At 30.0% G+C, this 21,363-nt stretch carries 18 protein-coding genes and 1 tRNA gene; 6 read left to right on the top strand and 13 right to left on the bottom strand.

All coding sequences use genetic code 11. The features are described from left to right. Positions 1 to 4: 4 nt before the first annotated feature. Both B8978_RS09880 and xylB read right to left on the bottom strand, forming a co-directional pair. Entirely contained in the window at positions 5 to 1,183 is a 1,179-nt protein-coding gene (locus B8978_RS09880; RefSeq protein WP_084115690.1) for an ROK family transcriptional regulator, read from the bottom strand. 99 nt (positions 1,184 to 1,282) lie between these two features. Beyond that, a complete protein-coding gene (gene xylB / locus B8978_RS09875) occupies positions 1,283 to 2,779 on the bottom strand; it encodes a xylulokinase (protein ID WP_084115688.1) in 1,497 nt (498 codons plus the stop codon). Positions 2,780 to 3,350: 571 nt separating this feature from the next. On the opposite strand from xylB, the gene B8978_RS09870 reads away from it, so the two are divergent. Then, positions 3,351 to 4,730 (top strand): sugar porter family MFS transporter, encoded by a 1,380-nt coding sequence (locus tag B8978_RS09870; protein ID WP_084115686.1) that lies wholly within the window; start codon positions 3,351 to 3,353, stop codon positions 4,728 to 4,730. Positions 4,731 to 4,892: 162 nt separating this feature from the next. Beyond that, a complete protein-coding gene (locus tag B8978_RS09865) occupies positions 4,893 to 6,026 on the top strand; it encodes an ROK family transcriptional regulator (RefSeq protein ID WP_084115684.1) in 1,134 nt (377 codons plus the stop codon). A gap of 110 nt (positions 6,027 to 6,136) precedes the next feature. Here the strand turns inward: B8978_RS09865 and B8978_RS09860 are convergent, their stop codons facing one another. The 3 genes from B8978_RS09860 to B8978_RS09850 all read right to left on the bottom strand — a co-directional run bounded on the left by B8978_RS09860 (position 6,137) and on the right by B8978_RS09850 (position 8,865). Further along, the gene (locus B8978_RS09860; protein ID WP_084115682.1) at positions 6,137 to 7,321 is read right to left on the bottom strand and encodes an MFS transporter; all 1,185 of its coding nucleotides are present in this window, start codon (positions 7,319 to 7,321) and stop codon (positions 6,137 to 6,139) included. 134 nt (positions 7,322 to 7,455) lie between these two features. Continuing rightward, positions 7,456 to 7,539: transfer RNA gene (locus B8978_RS09855), tRNA-Leu, on the bottom strand. Between the two features lie 78 nt (positions 7,540 to 7,617). Further along, positions 7,618 to 8,865, bottom strand: coding sequence for a VanW family protein (locus B8978_RS09850; protein ID WP_084115680.1), 1,248 nt, complete (start codon positions 8,863 to 8,865; stop codon positions 7,618 to 7,620). A gap of 165 nt (positions 8,866 to 9,030) precedes the next feature. On the opposite strand from B8978_RS09850, the gene B8978_RS09845 reads away from it, so the two are divergent. Further along, on the top strand, positions 9,031 to 10,062 hold the full coding sequence (locus B8978_RS09845) for a M42 family metallopeptidase (protein ID WP_084115678.1): 1,032 nt from the start codon (positions 9,031 to 9,033) through the stop codon (positions 10,060 to 10,062). A 30-nt stretch (positions 10,063 to 10,092) separates the two neighbouring features. Then, positions 10,093 to 10,953, top strand: a complete 861-nt coding sequence (locus tag B8978_RS09840) for a YitT family protein (RefSeq protein ID WP_084115676.1) — start codon at positions 10,093 to 10,095, stop codon at positions 10,951 to 10,953. A 98-nt stretch (positions 10,954 to 11,051) separates the two neighbouring features. On the opposite strand, the gene B8978_RS09835 is transcribed toward B8978_RS09840, so the two are convergent. From B8978_RS09835 to B8978_RS09825, 3 genes are read right to left on the bottom strand one after another with little or no spacing between them, the layout of a single operon-like run. Next, the gene (locus tag B8978_RS09835) at positions 11,052 to 11,894 is read right to left on the bottom strand and encodes a YjjW family glycine radical enzyme activase (protein ID WP_084115674.1); all 843 of its coding nucleotides are present in this window, start codon (positions 11,892 to 11,894) and stop codon (positions 11,052 to 11,054) included. Continuing rightward, the gene (locus B8978_RS09830; protein WP_084115672.1) at positions 11,884 to 13,410 is read right to left on the bottom strand and encodes a YjjI family glycine radical enzyme; all 1,527 of its coding nucleotides are present in this window, start codon (positions 13,408 to 13,410) and stop codon (positions 11,884 to 11,886) included. Before B8978_RS09830 ends, B8978_RS09835 begins: the two co-directional genes overlap by 11 nt. 26 nt (positions 13,411 to 13,436) lie before the next feature. After that, positions 13,437 to 14,786: a sensor histidine kinase gene (locus B8978_RS09825; RefSeq protein ID WP_084115670.1), complete on the bottom strand. Its 1,350-nt coding sequence runs from the start codon at positions 14,784 to 14,786 to the stop codon at positions 13,437 to 13,439. A gap of 76 nt (positions 14,787 to 14,862) precedes the next feature. On the opposite strand from B8978_RS09825, the gene B8978_RS09820 reads away from it, so the two are divergent. Then, entirely contained in the window at positions 14,863 to 16,050 is a 1,188-nt protein-coding gene (locus B8978_RS09820) for a metallophosphoesterase (RefSeq protein WP_176212670.1), read from the top strand. A 2-nt stretch (positions 16,051 to 16,052) separates the two neighbouring features. On the opposite strand, the gene B8978_RS09815 is transcribed toward B8978_RS09820, so the two are convergent. From B8978_RS09815 to epsC, 5 genes are read right to left on the bottom strand one after another with little or no spacing between them, the layout of a single operon-like run. Beyond that, positions 16,053 to 16,730: a response regulator transcription factor gene (locus B8978_RS09815; protein WP_084115666.1), complete on the bottom strand. Its 678-nt coding sequence runs from the start codon at positions 16,728 to 16,730 to the stop codon at positions 16,053 to 16,055. Between the two features lie 58 nt (positions 16,731 to 16,788). Then, positions 16,789 to 17,421, bottom strand: coding sequence for an endonuclease III (nth, locus tag B8978_RS09810; protein WP_084115664.1), 633 nt, complete (start codon positions 17,419 to 17,421; stop codon positions 16,789 to 16,791). Between the two features lie 15 nt (positions 17,422 to 17,436). Further along, positions 17,437 to 18,141 carry a lysophospholipid acyltransferase family protein gene (locus tag B8978_RS09805; protein WP_139796028.1) on the bottom strand — a complete coding sequence of 235 codons (705 nt, stop codon included), beginning with the start codon at positions 18,139 to 18,141 and terminating at the stop codon, positions 17,437 to 17,439. A 56-nt stretch (positions 18,142 to 18,197) separates the two neighbouring features. Then, on the bottom strand, positions 18,198 to 19,178 hold the full coding sequence (queG, locus tag B8978_RS09800) for a tRNA epoxyqueuosine(34) reductase QueG (RefSeq protein ID WP_084115662.1): 981 nt from the start codon (positions 19,176 to 19,178) through the stop codon (positions 18,198 to 18,200). Further along, on the bottom strand, positions 19,175 to 19,729 hold the full coding sequence (gene epsC, locus B8978_RS09795; protein ID WP_084115660.1) for a serine O-acetyltransferase EpsC: 555 nt from the start codon (positions 19,727 to 19,729) through the stop codon (positions 19,175 to 19,177). Before epsC ends, queG begins: the two co-directional genes overlap by 4 nt. A 497-nt stretch (positions 19,730 to 20,226) precedes the next feature. Between epsC and B8978_RS09790 the strand changes: the two genes are divergently transcribed. Further along, positions 20,227 to 21,339, top strand: coding sequence for a DEAD/DEAH box helicase (locus B8978_RS09790; RefSeq protein ID WP_084115658.1), 1,113 nt, complete (start codon positions 20,227 to 20,229; stop codon positions 21,337 to 21,339). The last annotated feature ends 24 nt before the right edge of the window (positions 21,340 to 21,363 follow it).

Raw genomic sequence — 21,363 nt, 5'->3', positions numbered from 1 at the left:
TAAATTAAATTACCTTCTCATCTAAAAAAAACAACTTTTTCATTGGTAGAAAAGCAGCACCAAATATAGATGCATTTCCTTCTAAATTAGAAAATAATACCTTGCATTCTTTTTCGTCATAGAAGTTATTTTCTTGAAATATTTTATTTTTTAAATCATCTTCTATTAAGTTTTTATAATTTGATAATTCACCTTCTATAATTATGCATTGTGGATCTAATATTAGAATTATATTTCTAATACCTTCTGCAAGAAATTCCAAATAATTATTTAATATCTCTTTCGCCCTGGAATCTATTTTTGTCATTTCTAAAAAATCTTTCAGCGTTTTATCCTTAATATTAAATGTTTTTCTATATTCATCAATTAATGCCTTTCTAGATGCATATAACTCCCAACAACCTTTTCTACCACAATTGCATTGTTTCCCATCTTTTACAATTGTCATATGTCCAAATTCTCCTGCACGTTTATTGTAGCCTCTATAAACATTGTCAGAAATTATTATGCCAGTACCAATACCTTCCGTAATAGATATAAATACTAAACTGTTTTTAATATAATTAAAATTGATAAATGCTTCTGCATAAGCTGCTGCATTAGCTTCGTTTTCTATAAATATAGGAATTTGAAAATCCTGTTCAAATTCTTTAAAGCATATATCTTTAAGCTTTAAGTTTGGAGCATTTTTTAAAAGCAGTTTTTCCTCATTAACAGTACCTGGCAATGAAAATCCAACTCCAAGTATCTTATCTCTAGGTATATTATTCGCACTAATAATGTTGTCAATTTCTTTTCTAACTTCTGCGATAATATCATTAAATTTGTTCACTTCATCAGTTATATCAAAAATTTTTTCTGCCATTATATCAAATTTTAGATTTGTTAAAATAATTCTAACCTGCTCCTTCGTAATAAGCACACCAAAAGAATACCTGGCATCCGGTAGAAATCTAACAATTACAGGTTTTCTTCCTCCAGAAGATTCAGCAACACCAATCTCATCTAAAAATCCTCGTTCAATAAGCTCTCTTACATTACTTATAACGGTTGGAATACTTATCTTAAGATTCTGAGCTATCACCTGTTTTGTAAGCTGATTTTTCCTATACAACATTTGAATTATTTTTTTTTGATTCAATTCTTTTATTGTCTCTTGGTCTATAGCTTTAAAGTTATTCATTTTATACCACCACTTAAATTTTATTAAAGTTTTTTCTTTTGATAAATTCTACTATTAAAAACATTATATAACATAAGTAACTCTCTTTTCAAATTAAGCTTATAAATCATTTATCTCTTGAAATTTTTCTTTTAAACAATCATATAGTGAGGTATAAGTATTATATATTTTATTATATTTTTCTACATTTTCTTTTATAGGTTCCACTCTATCTGTAATGTTTATCAATTGGCCACAAGCCTCATCCACAGTCTTATATAAACCACAACCTACTGATGCCAATATTGCTGCTCCATATGCTGGTCCATTTTTAGAGTTTATTACATCTACATTTAAGTTGAATATGTCTGCAAGTATTTGTCTCCAAAATCTGCTTTTAGCTCCACCTCCACTAACCCTAACTTCCTTAACTTCAACATTTAAACTTTTTAATATCTCAAGAGAATCCCTTAACCCAAAGCAAACACCTTCTAATATTGACCTTGTCATATCTCCCCTTTTATGTGTTATGTTTAATCCGATAAAGCTTCCTTTCGCATTTGGATCACTATGAGGAGTTCTTTCTCCCATAAGATAAGGCAAAAACAATAATTTATTACTACCTACTGGAGCTTTTTCAGCTTCATCAAGTAATTTTTGGAAAGCATCTCCAGCAATATCCATGTTAATATTGTCTACCCACCATTGCAAACAAGATGCTGCAGAAAGCATAACTCCCATTTGATGCCACTTCCCATTAGCATGACAAAAGGAATGTAATCTATTTTCTTTATCCACAGAAAATTTTTCATCACAAGCAAAAACTACTCCTGAAGTTCCAAGCACAACCGATAATACACCTGACTTTACTGTACCTGATCCAACTGCGCCGGCAGCTTGATCACCTGCACCAGCTACGACTAAGGTTTTAACAGATAAACCAGTTTCTTCTGCAGCTTCATTAGAAACATTGCTCACTACCTGCCAAGATTCATAAACTTTTGGTAGAGTAAGTTCATCTATCTCTAATAAATCTAACATCTTTTTTGACCATTTCCTATTTTCTACATCAAACATTAATGTACCTGATGAATCTGACACATCTGAAGAAAATTTTCCAGTAAGTTTAAAACTTATATAGTCCTTAGGAAGCATTATATGTGCTATTTTTTTATATATTTCTGGTCTATTTTCTTTAACCCATAATATTTTTGGTAATGTAAAACCCGTCAACGCTTTGTTTCCCGTATATCCTGCAAGCTTATCTTGACCAAATTCATTGTTCAAATAATCACATTGTTTTTGTGTTCTTTGATCGCACCATAAAATAGCTGGCATTAAAACTTCATCTTTTTTATCAAGTAAAACTAAACCATGCATCTGTCCACTAAAACTTATTCCATTAATGTCTTCTGCTTTTATGTTACCTCCATAAACCAATTCTTTAATTCCTTCTTTGGTACTGTTCCACCAATCTTCTGGGTTTTGCTCAGCCCATCCCACATGAGGATAACTTACATCATAATTTTTTGAAACATTTTCAATGACTTTCCCATTTTCATCCATTACAATTATCTTAACGGATGATGTACCTAAATCTATCCCCAAAAATTTCATAAATAATCCCTTCCCCCTAAATAAATATTAGCTAGTTCCATTACCATCTCTTTATAATTAATTTCTCAGAAAAACGTTTTCACTTAGAATCTACTTTTACCTACCTCCTAATTTTTTTATTAGATATATTTTATTTCCATCTATGTTATTAGTATAATTCTAAAACCAAAGTTTTTCAAGTTATTTTATAAAGTGTATTTAAAAACTTTTTTTGGAAATTTTCTTCTGATATATGCTTAATTTTTTTGCACTATTTTTTTACTTCATAGGAAAAATAAGTATTGAAAACGTTATTAATCTCCAATATAATAATTATTGTTACCATTTATATTTTTTTAGGAACTTAATTTTTACGATAAACTAAGTTTTGAGGCAGGTGGTTTTTTATAGCATTTGCATTTATGTAAACGATTATTTGATTTAAAAAAGAGGTGATACTATATAGGTTATTCAGTAAAATACATTAAGTTGTGCTACTTGAGCTGAAACTCATAATAAAGAAATCTTATCTATCACTTTGCAATGATAAAAATTCAAATCTAATTAAAATAAAAAAATGGGGATGATTTAGATGAATGTAAAAGTCAATAATTCTATAGTATATGTTTTTGGTGCACTTGGCGGACTTTTGTTTGGTTATGATACAGGGGTTATTTCCGGAGCTATTCTCTTTATTCAAAAACAAATGAATCTTGATTCATGGCAACAAGGCTGGGTTGTTAGCGCTGTACTATTAGGAGCTATTCTTGGAGCCGCAATTATTGGCCCAATGTCAGATAGGTATGGACGTAAGCGATTGATTTTGATTTCAGCCATTATTTTCTTTTTTGGTGCACTTGGTTCAGCATTTTCTCCAAAACTTGGAATATTAATTATATCACGTATCGTTCTTGGTATTGCCGTTGGTTCTTCCTCTGCTTTAATTCCAACGTATTTAGCTGAATTATCACCTGCTAAAAAACGTGGATCTATGTCAAGTTTATTTCAACTAATGGTAATGAGCGGAATTTTATTAGCTTATATCACTAACTACAGTTTTTCTAATTTATATAGCGGTTGGCGTTTGATGCTTGGCTTTGCAGCCGTTCCATCTGCAATTCTTTTCTTAGGAGCTCTTTTATTGCCAGAAAGTCCTCGATTCTTAGTTAAAACTGGACGTCACGATGAAGCACGACACATTTTAGAACAAATGAACAAACATAATGAAGGTGCCGTTAATAATGAACTTGCTCAAATTAAAAAGCAAGCGGAAATTAAAAGTGGTGGAATCAAAGAATTATTCGGTGAATCTGTTCATCCAGCACTAATTATAGGCTTAGGCTTGGCTATTTTCCAGCAAATAATGGGTTGTAATACAGTCTTATACTATGCACCAACTATTCTTACTCAAGTTGGCTTTGGTGTTCAAGCAGCTTTGCTTGCACATATTGGAATTGGTATTTTTAACGTTATTGTTACTGCTATAGCTGTTGTTATAATGGATAAAATTGATCGTAAAAAAATGTTGATTTATGGCGCTATTGGAATGGGGGCTTCCTTATTGGTTATGAGTTTTTCAATGAAGTTCTCTACTGGTTCCTCCATTGCTTCAATTATTTGCGTTATTGCTTTAACTATTTACATTGCTTTCTTTTCAGCTACTTGGGGACCTGTAATGTGGGTTATGATTGGTGAGGTATTCCCATTAAATATTCGTGGTTTAGGCAACTCATTCAGTAGTGTAATTAATTGGAGCGCTAATATGATAGTATCATTAACCTTTCCAACATTGTTAAACCATTTTGGTACTGGCAGCTTATTCATCGGTTATGGTGTGATTTGTTTTCTATCAATTTGGTTTGTTCACTATAAAGTATTTGAAACACGTAATCGTTCACTTGAGGAGATTGAAGCCACTCTTCGAAATCGTGCTGGTAAAAACGTAAAACAAGATTTGCCTATTAACGTGTAAAATCGCCTTTTATAGACAACTAATATCCAGATTACTGATAAACCCTTATGCTTTTAGTGTATAAGGGTTTAATTTTATTTCTTAATTAATCCAAGGTACATTTACATTATTTATTTTTAACCTTATAATATATAATATTACATATAAGGAGTTTTAAATGATATGAAACCTGTTAACAAGTATATAATTAGGAAGAAGAATGAAAACTCTGTTTTATCTATGATAATACAAAAAGATTTAGTTTATCGTGCTGATATAGCCAAAGCGTTAGATTTGAACAAGGCAACAATATCAGCTATAGTCCAAACTTTATTAGAAAGAAAACTAGTCTATGAAGAAGGAATAGGCGAAAGTAACGGTGGTCGAAAACCAATCATGTTAAAATTTCGCCAAGATGCAGGACTTTCCGTAGGAATCGACATAAGAGTTGATTATATTTCCTCAGTATTAACAAATTTAAATGGCACAATTGTAGATCATTACAATATAAAAGTAGATAGCATAACTAAAGAAAACATTTTATATTATATTAATAGAACCATACAATATTTTTGTTCTTCTATGCCCCCTACCTACTATGGTATTATAGGCGTTGGTATAGGTATTCATGGTACTGTTGAAAATAATAATATTAATTTCACACCTTATTATGATCTTAAAGACTTCCCCTTGGCTGATAAATTATCTAAAGAATTTAATATGCCAGTTTTCATTGAAAATGAAGCAAGCCTATCTGCAATTGCTGAGAAAAATACAAATGTCAGCATAGATAATATTATTTGTATTAATGTTCATTCAGGCGTAGGTGCTGGACTCATTTTAGACGGAAAATTATTCCACGGATTTAATGGTTCCAGTGGTGAAGTAGGTCATACAATAGTATTAAAAGGTGGAAGGCCATGCCCTTGTGGTAATCAAGGCTGCCTAGAACAATATGCTTCCGAATTAACCATTTTAAATATGTATAGACAAAAAAAAGGTGGAAATGCCCTAGATTTTAACCAGTTTAAGAATAATATTTTATTAGGAGAGAAAACAGCTATAGAAATGCTTGATGAGTTTATTAGCTATATATCAATAGCCATCAATAACTTAAATAACACCTTCAATCCAGAAAAGATTATTATTAATAGCAGATTCACTAATGAAATAGATGGTACTATAGAAAAAATTAAAAATTGTCTTCATTCTAAAATTAATAATAAGGTTGTAATTACCAAATCAAATTTAAATGGTAATTCTACAGCTATTGGCGCAAGTTTCCTATCAAGTGAAAAATTTTTAATGGAAAGATAGACTCGGAAATAATCCATGCTGGAAGACAAATTGGAACTTGCATTGGGATGGCGGTACTTGTTGCCTTTGATAATACCTTTAAAATATCCTATATTATTTTCAATATGATTTTAAACATTCTCAAGACTGGCATTTATGAAATTTCGAGAAAAACATGCTAGTATTGATGACATCATTAATACTACTCCACAACATATATAGAAGTTTTTTGTTCCAAAATACTCCATTAACACTCCTATTGTTGCCATAGATATTGGTACGGCACTTAAAACTATTAAATTAAAAACGCTAAACACTCTTCCTCTAATTTCATCTTTTACATATAATCTAAAATATGCAAACATGGGTGCTGTAAAGGCATCAGATAACCCAAATAATAGATATAAAAACATTACAATTATAAGCTTTGAATTTAATCCAACTAAAATCAATGACACCCCTGAAAATATGATTCCAAATATGAACATGTATCCAACTTTCTTTACTTTTATTGAGCCTATAAATGATATTCCCAGTAACATGCCCACAGATAAAACAGCTTCAAGATATCCATATCCTTTAGGCCCTGCCTTTAATACTCTTTCAGAAAATACAGGAGTTAACGTTGTGACTATACTATAAGATATATTAGAAATAACTAATAGAATAATGAATGTTTTTATAAATTTATCTTTTAAAGTAAAATTTATGCCCATTTTAGAATCGCTGACAATTTTACTTATGCTTATTTTGTTATCAACATCTTCAAATTTATTATTCTTTACAATATATTTAATTAAATATAACATTAAAGCAGAAAATAAAAATGAAGAGCCATCAAACATGAAAAGTGGATAAACACCTATTGTAGCAATAATTATTCCCGCAATTGCATTCCCAATAATCTTACACAGTTGATCTATCCCACTACTTACAGCATTAGCACTTACCAATAAATCTTTTTGCACAATGTTAGGTATAAAAGCTTGGCTAGCAGGTCCAAAAAATACGCTGGCACTTGCTAATAAAAACGTCAATATAATTACTAAATAAATTGAAAAAATTTTTAATTCTATCATTATGCAAAATATAAATAACACTACTCCCCTAACAATATCACAAATTATCATTATCTTACGTCTATCAAATTGATCAACTATTGAACCAGCTATTAGTCCTAATGCAAATTGAGGTAAATATGTAAAGAATAATACTACTCCCATCAGTTTTGGTGATTTTGTCCTGTCTAGTATTAGCCATAGTAATCCAATCATAAAGACTGTATCTCCACTTTTGCTAATCAGCTGACCTAGCATATATTTATTAAAATCTTTACATTAATTTACAAATCACGCACAAAAAGGAGGTGACTATAGTCCCTCCTTATGCTTTTGTGATATTTTCCATCACTTAGGATAATCAATAGAATTTATATAACTCTGAGTTGTTTTGGTGCGGATAACAGGATTCGAACCTGCACGGCTAAGCCACTAATACCTGAAACTAGCGCGTCTGCCAATTCCGCCATACCCGCATAAATAATTCTTATATATTATATCATAAGTTTCAGACAAAGTTATATATCTTTGTCTGAAACTTAAACCTCTATATACTAATTTGATGGTGGATAAACATCATTTGCTATTAAATCATTTGCTGTCATTTGTCCATTTTGGTAAGTTTGAAGGTAAACTTTTACCTTTTTACCGCTAGGATCAACATTATTAACTACCTTGTAGGTTTTGATTAGTAAACTCTTGTCTGAATATATATTAAAAGTTTCTGTACCATTGGCTGAACTTCCTTCAATATATATTGGATAGCTTAAAGTATTTTTAAATTGATAATCTAGATTTCCATAATCAACTGTAGCATCAAATCCAAGTGGCACATAAACTGATGGAATTGTATGATGCATTCTTACCGTTGCCTTAATTCCAGCCAGCAACACTGAATTGTATAGAGTTGTAGATACCTGGCAAATTCCACCGCCTAATCCCATAGCTGTTTTTGTTCCTATATCTACTGGTGCTGCCTGATATCCTTTTGCCGCCGTTCTTTCACCTACAACACCATTAAAACTAAATGTTTCTCCTGGCATAAGTACTAGTCCATTAATTGCATTGGTAGCAAGTGTAATGTTAGTTGCTCTTTGAGGACTTGATATAGGTCCATAACTAGTACTGAAAGTTGACACTAAAGTATTTATTCCTGCAAGTTTTTCTTTTGTTCTATTAGCCTTTATAACTTCTATATTGGCTTGAACATTAGAATCTTGACCTAAATCACCATTTATTGATGCTATTATATTTTTCTTCAGTTCATCATCTTTTAATTTATATCCATCTACATCTGGTGTTATACTAAAACCTCCACCACTTTTTGTAACAGATCCATTTTTAGGATCCTTGTTTACATCTTTTTTTATATTACTAATTAAGTCATCAATAGGTTTCACATTGTAATTAAATGATAATTGAATTGATTTTAATACTGGTGTTTTTATAAGTTTATATTTATCAATCACACTCTTATCTCTTCCGTAATTAAAAGCATCTGTAACTGCTTTATCAATATCATATTTTGCTTCAATTTGGGAATAATTAATTGTGTAAGTTTTATCATTAACTTTAATGTTTATCTTTTTATTACCAATTGGTGTTTGATATTTATCCGATAAAAGTTTTTTAGCTTCATCTACTGTTTTTCCCGATACATCTTCGCCATTTATTTTTACAGTAGGATAAATGTAATTATCAAAACTTTTTACTTTTGAATAAATTTTGTATGTTGGAATAGAAATTCCTGCTATAATAACTATAAAACTTATGATTCCTATAATAAGTACATTTTTCTTCATAAGTACCCCCCTCTCACTTTTTTCTTTATTATTATACTACAAAAGTCCTTATGATAATACTTATATAATCTTAATAAAATATAAAGTTTTTAAAAACTGATTTATATGATAAAATTATCCTAATTATATATTTTATATTTAAACACAACATATAGGAGGAAAAAAATGTATAACTTAGACAAACTAAAATATTATTTAAAAAATATCCTTACAATTCCAAGTCCAACTGGTTTTACTGATAATTTAATGGACTATATTAAAGAAGAGCTTCATCTTTTGGATATATATTACTATTCAACAAACAAAGGTAATGTAGTTGCAACTTTTGAAGGTGAAAATAAAGATAAAGTTAGAACCTTTTCCTGTCATATAGACACCTTAGGTGCAATGGTTAAGGAAATAAAATCTGATGGTCGCCTTGCACTTACACCAATTGGTGGTTTTATGATGAATTCAATTGAAGGTGAAAATTGTACTATTGAAACCCTTGATGGCAAAAGCTATACTGGAACTATTCAAACTATAAAACCATCTGTTCACATTCATAGTGATGCAAAAGATTTAAAAAGGGAACCTTCAAATATGGAAGTTGTTCTTGATGAAAAAGTTACTTCAAAGGAAGACGTTCTAAATCTTTCTATAGAAGTCGGCGACTTTATAACCTTTGATTCAAGAACTACTTTCACGGATAGTGGTTATGTAAAAAGTAGACATCTTGATGATAAGGCAAGTACCGCTATTTTCTTATATACATTAAAATATATTAAAGAAAACAATATTAAATTACCATATACCACAAATTTTTTATTTAGTACTTACGAAGAAGTTGGCCATGGTGCTTCCTCAATTCCTAATAATACTACTGAATTTATAGCTGTAGACATGGGGGCACCAGGTACTGGACAAAATTCTTCTGAATACAGTGTTTGTATATGTGCTAAAGACTCCTCTGGTCCTTATGATCTACACCTTAGGAAAAGACTTGTAGACCTATGCAAAGAAGAAAATATTTCATATAAGGTGGATGTTTATCCTAATTACAGTTCTGATGCTTCAGCTGCTTTAAAAGCTGGTTTTGATATACGTACAGCTTTAATAGGAACAGGAGTTTTTGCCTCACATGGATATGAAAGAACTCATATGGATGGTATAACTTCTACATTAGACTTAATTTTGAAATATTGCGTAGTTAAGTAATAATAAAATTACGAGGTTGGAGGACTTTTTATGATTAGAAGCTTGCCCAAAGTTCATTCTCAAATAGTTGAAAATTTAGAAATACTGCTCGGCTCTTTTTTAACAGCTTTGGGTTTTAACGTTTTTCTTAATCCAAATGATATTGCTTCTGGAGGAGTGGCTGGTATTTCAGTTATTATCAAACATGTATTTGGAGTTCAACCTGCTATTACCCAATTTGCCTTAAATATACCACTTTTTTTTCTAGGTTTAATTATACTTGGTAAACTGTATGGTCTTAGAACAGTTGTTGGTTCTTTCTTTTTACCATTTTTTATTTTCCTAACAAAAAATATACCTGCTATTACATTAAATCCACTTCTAGCCTCCATATATGGGGGCTTAGTGGTTGGTATAGGCCTTGGATTAGTATTTAAAGGAAATGCATCCACAGGTGGTCTATCAATAATTGCTAGCATAGTGAATAAGTATACTGGGTTTAGTATGGGCAAATGTCAAATGCTAACCGATGCATGTGTTGTAATATCTGCTTCAATAGTTTTTAGCCCTGATAAGGTTCTATATGCCCTTATTTCAATTTTTTTAACAAGCAAAGCAATAGACTTAATACAGCTTGGTTTTACAAGTTCTAAAGTTGCCTTTGTAGTTTCAGATAAATCAGATGAAATAAGTAAGATTATCTTAAAAAATTTAAATAGAGGTCTAACTAAGTTATCAGGTCTAGGTGGTTATACTGAAGAAAGCCGTACTGTTTTGATGGTAGTTATGGAGCAATCAGAAATTACAAGGTTTAAGAATATGGTTGAAGCAATAGATCCATCTGCGTTTATTATAATTAGTAATACCCATGAGGTTCTTGGTAGAGGCTTCAATCTTCACAAGGAATCATAATATGTTTTATACTATAAAGAAATTGCGAAGCATAGGTGAAAAACCCTTCACCAATACTTCGCAATTTCTCACTATTATGACTGAATACAATTCAAAGATTACAAAATATATTCTACTTTCTTGACTCCCATTTTTTCTGCCGTTTTCCCGAGCTTCTTTACTTCTTCCTGAGTTGGTATGTTTCCATTTATTATTTCTTTTTGTTCTTCTCTAAGTCCAATGCTATGAACTCTTATAAGTTTATATATAACATCCGGATAATCCTTTAAAATATTAGAAACAGTTTTAACTGTATTTTCTAAATCCATATATTTTTTTATAAGAACTGTTCTGACCTCATAAATTTTATCCAAATCTAAAAGATACTTTAAATTTTCCAAATTGTTTTCTAAATTTACACCACATAGTTCTTTAATTTTATCCACTGCTTTTATATCTACCATAAACTTATCTGTTACATCTATAAGTTCACCTATGGAATCTATATTAAAAAATCCATTTGTATCTACAAAACATGTAAGCCCAAGTTTTTTTACCTCTTTAAACAATTCTGTTACAAAAGGTGCTCTTAAAGTCGCCTCTCCACCTGAAACCGTAATTCCACGTACAAAGGATTTATATTCATCAATAATCTTTACCAGTTCTTTAACTGTATATTCCTTTGTCCTTGGAGATGAACTGTAAGGACAAACTTTTATACAAGTATCACATTCCGAGCATTTTTCTTCATTATACACAACTTTATTTTCTACAAAACTTATAGCACCTTTGGGACATTTACCTATACATATTTTACAATTCCTACATTCATTTATTGTTTCATGATTGTGACAATAAATACAACTTACATTACATTTTTGAAAAAATATGGACAGCCTGTTGCCAGGTCCATCCACATTAGAAAAAGGTATTATTTTGTTTACAATAGCCTTATTTTCCATCTTTTCTTACTCTTCTTTCAAATACATGAGCATTATTATTTGTACCAAAGCCCATTATTTCCGTATCTCTAAGTACAGGTTCACCATTTTGTACCTTCATAACATCACTCTTTTTAACCAAATATCCAGTTACCCTTACAAGATCAGTATTGTGAAGATAAGTTGTTATATATCTTGCACCTTCTTCAAAGGCACCTTCAATAATATCTAGTACTGCATCTACATGATTTAAATAAGTTTGATCTAAAGCAAATAAATCACCTGTACCTGACGTAAAGTATTTGTGGAAAGGTGCAGCTTGTTTAAGGTGCTTTGGCAAAATTGGCTCCTCACCAACTCTTATTCTATGTGCTGGTGTGTTATCCTTATCTTCTTCACTAAGGTCTGCACCAACTTGTGCATGCATAAGGTATCTATTATTTGTTCTTTCACAATATACTGCTTCGTGAGTATTTGCTATATTATCAACAAGTTCTAATATGCTGTGACCAATTTCGTCACCTCTTTTTGAAGTTCCAAACTTTTCATCAAGTCCCTCAAGTTTTAAAACATAATTGACTGCATCTGCAAGTCCTACAATTCCAAACATTGCAGAGAAATTTTCTCTTTTAATAAAACCTTCCTTAACAAGAAAAGAAGATTCAAAAAAATTTGATTTTTCAACAATAAACCGTACCCTCTTGTCTATCATTGTTGCCATTGCCTTTGTAACTTTAGGCAATCTATCATTTATAAGTTCATCAAAGGACTTTACCCCCTTAACTATAGTTCCAAGTCTAAGTCTTGGAAGGGTATAAGCTCCACCAGCAAGTGGAAGCGCATTATAACAACTTACTATTCTGTGATCTCCAACATCTTGGTTATACATTTTGTTATTACTAAATGAAGGTTTTGATACTTTTAAGCATGCTTCTGCTGCTTTTAGTGCAAAATCTTTTGGTGTTATATCTTTATCATATCTTATTGTCATATTTGGAGTTGGATTTTGTAGTTCAACTACAGCCTTCAATATAAGCTCTCCAGCCCTTGTTTTTTCTGGACCAATATCTGCATGACAAAAAGAATCTACTATTGTTTTATCAATATGATTTAAAAATCTTTTTATTTTTATATAGTCCTTCTCATCATCTGTTATAAATGGCTCCATAAGTTTATCCAAATCTCCTATAAAAACAGGAAAAGATGTTATTGATGGAACATGACTATATAAAATAAGTAAACTATCAAGAAGTTCATCTAAATCTTTTGGTGGTTCTATACTTAAGAATTTACATCCATTTATTAAAAGTACATTGTAATCTGGAACAATATATCTTGGTCTATATATTGCATAACCCTCATTTAAATCACATATCATATTATTTTCAATATACATCATTTCTTCATCTGTATATCCTAAAACTTCTTTTGGGTCAACAAGTCTTTCTGCTACATTTGCTAAATTAAAAAGTTTTTGCTGATACGTACTACTTTTACTTGTAACTACATCAAGAATATCATTAACTTGCGATCTCATAAAAACACTCCTCTTAACACTAATTATTAAATCTTATTAAAGTATAATTTAAAGGTAGTCCCTATGTCAACTTGACTCTCCACGGTAATTTTTGCAGAATGAAGTTTTAATATATTCTTAACAACAGTAAGCCCCACGCCATTTCCTTTAATCTTTTCCCTACTTTTATCACCTCTATAAAACCTTTCAAAAATATATGGTATATCTTCTTTTTTTATACCTATTCCATCATCTTCTACTACGACCAAAATTTTATTTTTATAATTTTTCATACTAATCCATACATTTCCATTTTCTTTTGTAAACTTTATAGAATTTGATATAATATTTATGAACACCTGTTTCAATTTATCTTTGTCGCCTAACACCATAAACTCTTTATTTTTTATATAATCAATTTTTAATTTTATGGATTTATTACTAAAATCTATATAATATTCTTTGCAAACTGAATTAATTACATCTGAAAGTGAAACCTTTTCTAATTTTAAATTTACTTTTTCTTGTTCGAATTCTTTTAAGGAGTTTAGATTGTTTAGTAACTTGCCAAATCTTATCACCTCTTCATTTATGTAGTTTAATCTCTCTTCATTTACAGGAAATACACCATCAAGCATTGCCTCCAAATTATTTTGAAGTATATTTAAAGGCGTCCTTATTTCATGAGATATATCCGATACAAGCCTTCTTCTTATTCCATCTTGATTTTCTAATTTTTTTCTCAATATTTCTATGCTTTTCATAAGTTTACTAAGTTCACTTATACTGCTGCTTTCTAGGAGCTCTGTATTATAATCTCCATTTGATAAATTAACAGATGCTTCTGAAGCTAATTTTATTGGTTTTGTAAACTGTCTAGTTGTTATAAGACTTAATATTATGGTTATAACTACTGCTAAAAGTACGCTTAAAAATATACTTTTGTTTATTGACATTTTAAAATTAATATCGGATTGTGACAATAATAGCGGTGAATATTGACCAATGATAACATACCCAACTGTCTTATTATCTACATTTATTTTAAAAGTATTTGATTTGTATACACCTTTTTTTTCACTATCATTATTTGTTAAATCTTTTGGATCCATAGCCCATAAAATTTTTTTATTATTATCTGAAAGGGTTATACAGTAATCTCCCATATGAGCCTCGTGAATTAATTCCTTACCAGAGTCTTGTGTCCATTTTTTATCCTTTAAATATATATCTTTAAAATATGCTACTATTTTATTATTTCTTTCATTTTGATTGTTTATAATATATTTGTTAAAAGTATTATTAATAGCTATATTCACAAAAAATGTAGATATAGTTATGGAAATAACTGTACAAAATATCATTATAATACCAAGACGTTTTCTTATACTATGCAAGATTTCATCCTCCTTATTTCTCTTAAACTGTTATAATGTATATATAAATTTAAATTGCCGATTGGAGTTGTGTTCTATGAAGTCTAAAAAACTGAAAGGTTCTTTTAGTATCATTCCTATAATAATACTTATACTCATTATGTTATTGTATGTATCATTAAGTTTTTATATAGGTAAGGAAAATTTTATAACTTTTTCTTCTTTAAATCCTAATATAAATGTAACATTATATTGGATATTATTTTGGATTGTAGCATTTTCATACATAATAGGCCTACTATTAAGTACATTTTTTAAAGGTAAAATTTCAAATGTATTTTTAAATATAGGTTTTTTTTGGATTGGATTATTTTATTATTTTTTACTTGTAACCTTTATACTGGACATAATAAAACTTTTTATTTTTAATTTTAATCTTATAAGTAAAAATTCAGCTTTTTATAATATGATTAACCATTATAACAGTTTAATATCATTAATAATAGTATGTTTTATTATAATATATGGCGCTTATGTTGGAACAAAACGTGTAGTAACAACTTATAAAATAACTATTGATAAAAAAACTTCTGAACTTAGCAATCTAAATATAGCCATGGTTTCAGATATACATCTTGGTACTGGTTTTGGTAAAAGATCTTTAGAAAAAATGGTTATTAATATAAATCTTATAAAGCCAGACATTATATTTATATGTGGCGACCTGATTGATGAAAATACTCCCGAAACTTTAAAAAAAGAAATATCTGGAGTACTAAAAAATTTAGATTCAAAATATGGAACTTTTGCAGTTCTTGGCAATCATGAATATGGTGCTGGAAATGTTGAAGATACGATTAAAAATTTAAGTTTGGGAAATGTTACTTTATTAAAAGATGAGTTTTTAAAAATAGATAACGGCTTTTATCTGATTGGACGCGATGATTTTAGTAGTGAAAAAAAATCATTAGAGGCTAGAAATGATATTTCTTCAATTTTAAATAACTGCGATACAAACTTACCAATAATAGTTCTAGATCATCAGCCTGTAAGAATTGATGATAAAGAAAAAGAAAAAATTGACCTTCAGCTTTCCGGGCATACTCATCATGGTCAATTTTTTCCAAATAATCTTATTACCAAGATTATCTTTGATAATTCTTACGGTTATTTAAGAGATAAAAATTATCAATTAATTGTTTCTTCTGGATACGGAACCTGGGGACCACTAATACGTGTGGCAACCAAATGTGAAATTGTAAATATAAAGGTTAATTTCAATTAAGTTTAATCTTCGTCAACAAATTTATATCCTAACTTTGTTACTGTTATTATATATTGAGGATTTTTACTATCTTCCTCAATTTTTTTTCTTATATTTTTTATATGAACATCCACTGTCCTATCTGATCCATCAAAATCAATACCAAACACCTTTTCAATAATTTGTTCTCTGCTAAGAACTTTATCCTTATTTAATACAAGAACATATAAAATATCAAATTCGTTTGGTGTTAATGATATAACTTCACCATTCACTCTTATTGTTCTTTTGTCATTATCTACTTCTAATTTTCCATTATTAAACATCAAGCAACTATTGTTACAAAATCTCCTAAAAAGTGCATTAACTCTTGCAGTAAGTTCTCTTGGGCTAAATGGTTTAGTTAAATATTCATCTGCCCCAATATTAAGTCCTTCAATTTTATCATTTAGACCTGCTTTAGCAGTTAACATAAATATGTGTACGTCTGAAATCCTTCTTAATACCTTGCACACTTCTTCCCCATCAATATCTGGAAGCATTAAATCCAATATGACAAGTTTAAATTCAATTTTATTAAATAAATCTATTCCTTCTAAACCTTTATCTGTAATATATACACAATACCCATCTCTTTCAAGATAAGCCTTTATAACCTCTGAAACCTTTCTTTCATCCTCTATAATTAATATATTGTTCATAATAACATCACCTTACAATACATATACCACGTATTGTTCAAAAATAAAAGTGGTAATTTTATGTTATGTCTTTATAATAATCGCAGAAGTTACTAATAGGACAAATATTGCACTCTGGTTTTCTTGCTTTGCATATTTTTCTTCCATGCCATATTATAAAATGATGGGCTTTACTCCACATTTTTTTAGGAACAACCTCCATAAGTTCTTCTTCAACTTTTAGTGGCGTATCCCCTTTAGCAAGTCCTATCCTTTTTGAGACCCTAAAGACATGAGTATCTACGGCTATTGCTGGTATATTATATGCATTTGACATAACCACATTTGCTGTCTTTCTTCCTACCCCTGGAAGTTTTGTTAAGTCATCCATGTTACTAGGTACTTGTGAATTGAATTCAAATAGAAGTTTTCTAGAGGTCTCTAAAATATTTTTTGCTTTATTTCTATAAAAACCACATGTTTTTATTTTTTCTTGAAGTTCTACTTCAGTTAATTCAACCATTTTAAGCGGTGTGTTATATTCTTTAAATAACTTCTCTGTAACCATATTTACTCTTACATCTGTACATTGTGCAGATAGTATTGTTGCAACTAAAAGTTCGTAAGGTGTTCTAAAATTAAGCGCACACTCTGCATCACTGTACACGTCATTTAAAACTTTTAAAACATTCTGAATATCCTTTTTTCTCATCCATATCACCAACTTTTATTTATATACGCCTCTATACTCCTCTGGTAAAAGCTCTGCTATTTTTTTCATTGCTTCATCAGTAGCTCTTTCCTCATATTCTTTTCTGTCTTCTTCCCTATTTCTCTTAGCTATTTCAAATGGCTTCCCTATATTTAAGTACACATCTGCATGATGAAAGGTTTCACCACTCATGTTGCCATCCTCACCTATAGGTAAAAGTTTTTCAGTGCCATACATACCAATCGGCACAAGTTTAGCCTTACTCATTTTAGCAAAAAGACTAAGTCCAGGTTTTGCTTTAATTAAAGATTTTTTTCTACTCCTTGTACCTTCCGGAAATATAAGTATATTCTCACCACTTTTAAGTAAATTTATAATTCTAGAGATTCCAGCTTTATCAGCAGAATTGGGTACTATTGGTGTATTTTTCATAGTTATCATACCCAAATGTGTAACTGGATCTGCATTTAGTTTTACACCAGCAACGAAGGTAGGTTCCCACTGCTTTAAAGCTCTGCATAAAACAAGAGAATCTGAATTACTTAAATGATTGCATATAAAAATAACAGCTCCATCTTTATTTTTTAGATTTTCAGCTCCAGTTAGATGAACCTTTGCATATTTATTAATTAAATGATTTAAAAACCATTTTCCGAAAATTTTAATAACTCCCTCAGGACAACATTCTAGAATCCTTGAAAGCTTTGGAGAAAGTATCAAGTAAATCACGCCTTTCAAAATATATAAATTGCTTAAAAACCCCATACATCTATTTATTATAATTTATTATATTTTAAAAGTCTATGATAATACTCCTTTACATATGTTGAATTAATATGAAATTCTTCCTTATTAATGTATTTATCACTCATAAATGCATTAATAAGTGCATTTCTTTGAAGAGTGTTTTTACCACGCCACCCTGAAGAGGTCAAACTATATTTTTCTTTGAAAACAGCTTTGTCTAAATTTAGAAGTTCATCTAAATCTAATTTATCCATAAATTCAAAAGGCTTAAATTCCTCCAAATTTGAAAACTCACTTTCTTCATTAAATGGACAAACCTTTTGGCATGTATCACAGCCAAACATTCTTCCATTAAACTTTTCAAACCATTGATCCTCAATATTCTTTTTTTGAGTAATATATGATAAACATATATTAGGATTGCATTTAGTTTTAGAAATACATTTAGTTGGGCATGCATTTAAACATTTTTCACATTTTCCACATTTTGTTTTAACTACATTATCCGGCTGCAAATCTAAATCAGTTATAATTTCTCCTAAAAACACATAAGATCCATATCTTTTATTTATTAACATATTGTTTTTTCCAATAAATCCAATTCCACTCTTCACTGCTATATATCTTTCAGGTAATGCATTACTATCAACAAAATATTTGGAGTCTCCTCCTAATGCATTTACGAACTTACAAACTTCATTTAAATATTTTCCTATTACTTTATGATAGTCCTTACCTTTAGTATATGTTGAAAAATATATTTCTTCCTTATTTGGTTTATGAAACAAATAAGGAAAAGCAACAGAAATAATTGTTTTTCCTTCTTCCATATACAATTTGGGATTTATTCTTTTTTCAATATTATCTTCTTCAAATTCGTTTTGGAGTCCAGACTCTTTCCTTTTCCTAAGAAATGGGTCAAGCTCATGAAAAACTTGTAAACTGCAAAATCCAACTTCCAAAAGTCCTAACCCATTGCAAAACTCTATTATTTGATTCTTTTTATTCATTTTCTAAAATCCACCATATCTATTACATTTTCTTCCTTACTATTTTTAACAACTTTTGCTGGTATCCCAACCGCGGTTGAATTGTCTGGAATATCTTTTAAAACTACCGCATTTGCCCCAACCTTAACATTATTGCCAATTTTAACTGGGCCTAATACTTTTGCTCCACTTCCAATCATAACATTATTGCCAACTGTTGGATGTCTCTTTCCTTGATGTTTACCTGTACCACCCAAGGTTACTCCATGATAAATTGTTACGTCATCTCCAACTTCAGCAGTTTCTCCGATTACAACTCCCATTCCATGGTCTATAAACAATCCTTTTCCTATTTTAGCACCAGGATGAATCTCTATCCCTGTAAAAAACCTTCCTAATTGTGAAATAAGTCTTGAAATAAAAAACATTTTTGCATTATAAAATGGATGAGCAATTCTATGCCATAATATTGCATGTACGCTTGGATATAATAAAAACACTTCCAACCTATTTCTTGCTGCTGGATCATTTTCAATTATTCTATCTAAATCATAAAACAAATTTTTAAACATACCTTCACCTCAAAATTCTCAATATTTAGGTACATACTTAAATGTGCCTAATAACCTCAAAAAATAAAAAATCCCCGTCCCTATAGAGACGAAGCCAATAAACCCAATTATCCACTCTAACAATAAGTCAGCTACAAACACATAAATGTTCAGCCGCTATAACGGGCTCTCCCGGTATCCTTTACTGTAATTCAAAGATACTACTCCAAAGGGCACTTCTCATAAATTTCCTTTAAGAATCTTTTCAGCTTCCGATTCTCTCTCTTAAAATTCCATTTAGGATACTTTCCTTTTTCAACGTATTTCCAAGTAATTTACTCTGCATTCCTAATATCATTATATTCTATATATTTTTTTTGTCAACTGACTTTTTAAATCTTAAACATTCGATATATTATTGCCGTTAAAATTTTTATTTTGTTATTGTGAAATAGTCTATAATAAAGTAAACTGTTAATTCAACACAACAAAATTATTTAAAGAAAAGGTGAATTTTTATGAATTTTAAAGAGCTAGGTATTAGTGAAGATATAATAAATGTGTTAGAAAACTCAGGTATTGCAGCGCCTACAAAAATTCAAGAAGAAAGTATTATTCCGATAAAAGCCGGTAGGGATGTTATATCTGAAGCACAAACCGGAACTGGAAAAACACTTGCATTTTTGCTTCCTATTTTTGAGAACTTATCGCCTAATATTGATTCAGTTCAGGCGTTAATTGTAACTCCAACACGCGAATTAGCCCTTCAAATAACTGAACAAGCAATGAAACTTAAGGAAGCTAAAGATATAAACATTTTAGCCACATATGGTGGTAAAGATATTGGTGCACAACTTAAAAAACTCAAAAGAAACATTCAATTAATTATTGCAACTCCTGGTAGGCTTTTAGATCATATTGCTAGAAAAACAATAGATCTTACCAAATTAAAAACTTTGGTTTTAGATGAAGCAGATCAAATGTTGCTTATGGGTTTTAAAAATGATGTTGAGTCCATTATAAAAGAAACTTCAAAAAAACATCAGACACTTTGTTTCTCTGCAACTATGAATTCTGATGTAAAAAAATTAGCTTACAGATATATGAGTGACCCTTTAACTATTACTGTGAAAAAAGAAGAAGTTACACTTGATAACATTAAACAATATGTTATAGAAACTACTGACAGAAAAAAAGAGGATGCATTATGTACTATTTTGGACCAAGATAATCCGTTTATGAGCATAATTTTTTGTAGAACTAAAAGAAGGGTTGATAACCTTGAACTTTCACTTCACAGGCGTGGATATAATTGTGAAAAACTTCATAGTGACATAGCTCAATCAAAACGTGAACGCGTTATGAAATCTTTTAGAGCTGCAGACATTCAATATTTAATAGCTACAGATGTTGCAGCTAGGGGACTTGACGTAAGTGGTGTCACTCACGTGTACAATTATGATATTCCAGAAAACGTGGAGTCATATATACATCGTATTGGCCGAACTGGTCGTGCTGGCGAGGCTGGATATACATGTTTATTTATAGATCCAAAGGATGAGAGAACCCTTAATGAAATAGAAAAGGCCATTAAATTTAAAATACCAAGAAGAGAATGCCCTATTAAATAGTTAGTTTTATTTAATAAGAAGATA

Origin of the sequence: Clostridium acidisoli DSM 12555 (assembly GCF_900176305.1) — a bacterium.
Classification (GTDB): domain Bacteria; phylum Bacillota; class Clostridia; order Clostridiales; family Clostridiaceae; genus Clostridium_I; species Clostridium_I acidisoli.
This window is presented reverse-complemented; position numbering and strand designations above follow the sequence as displayed.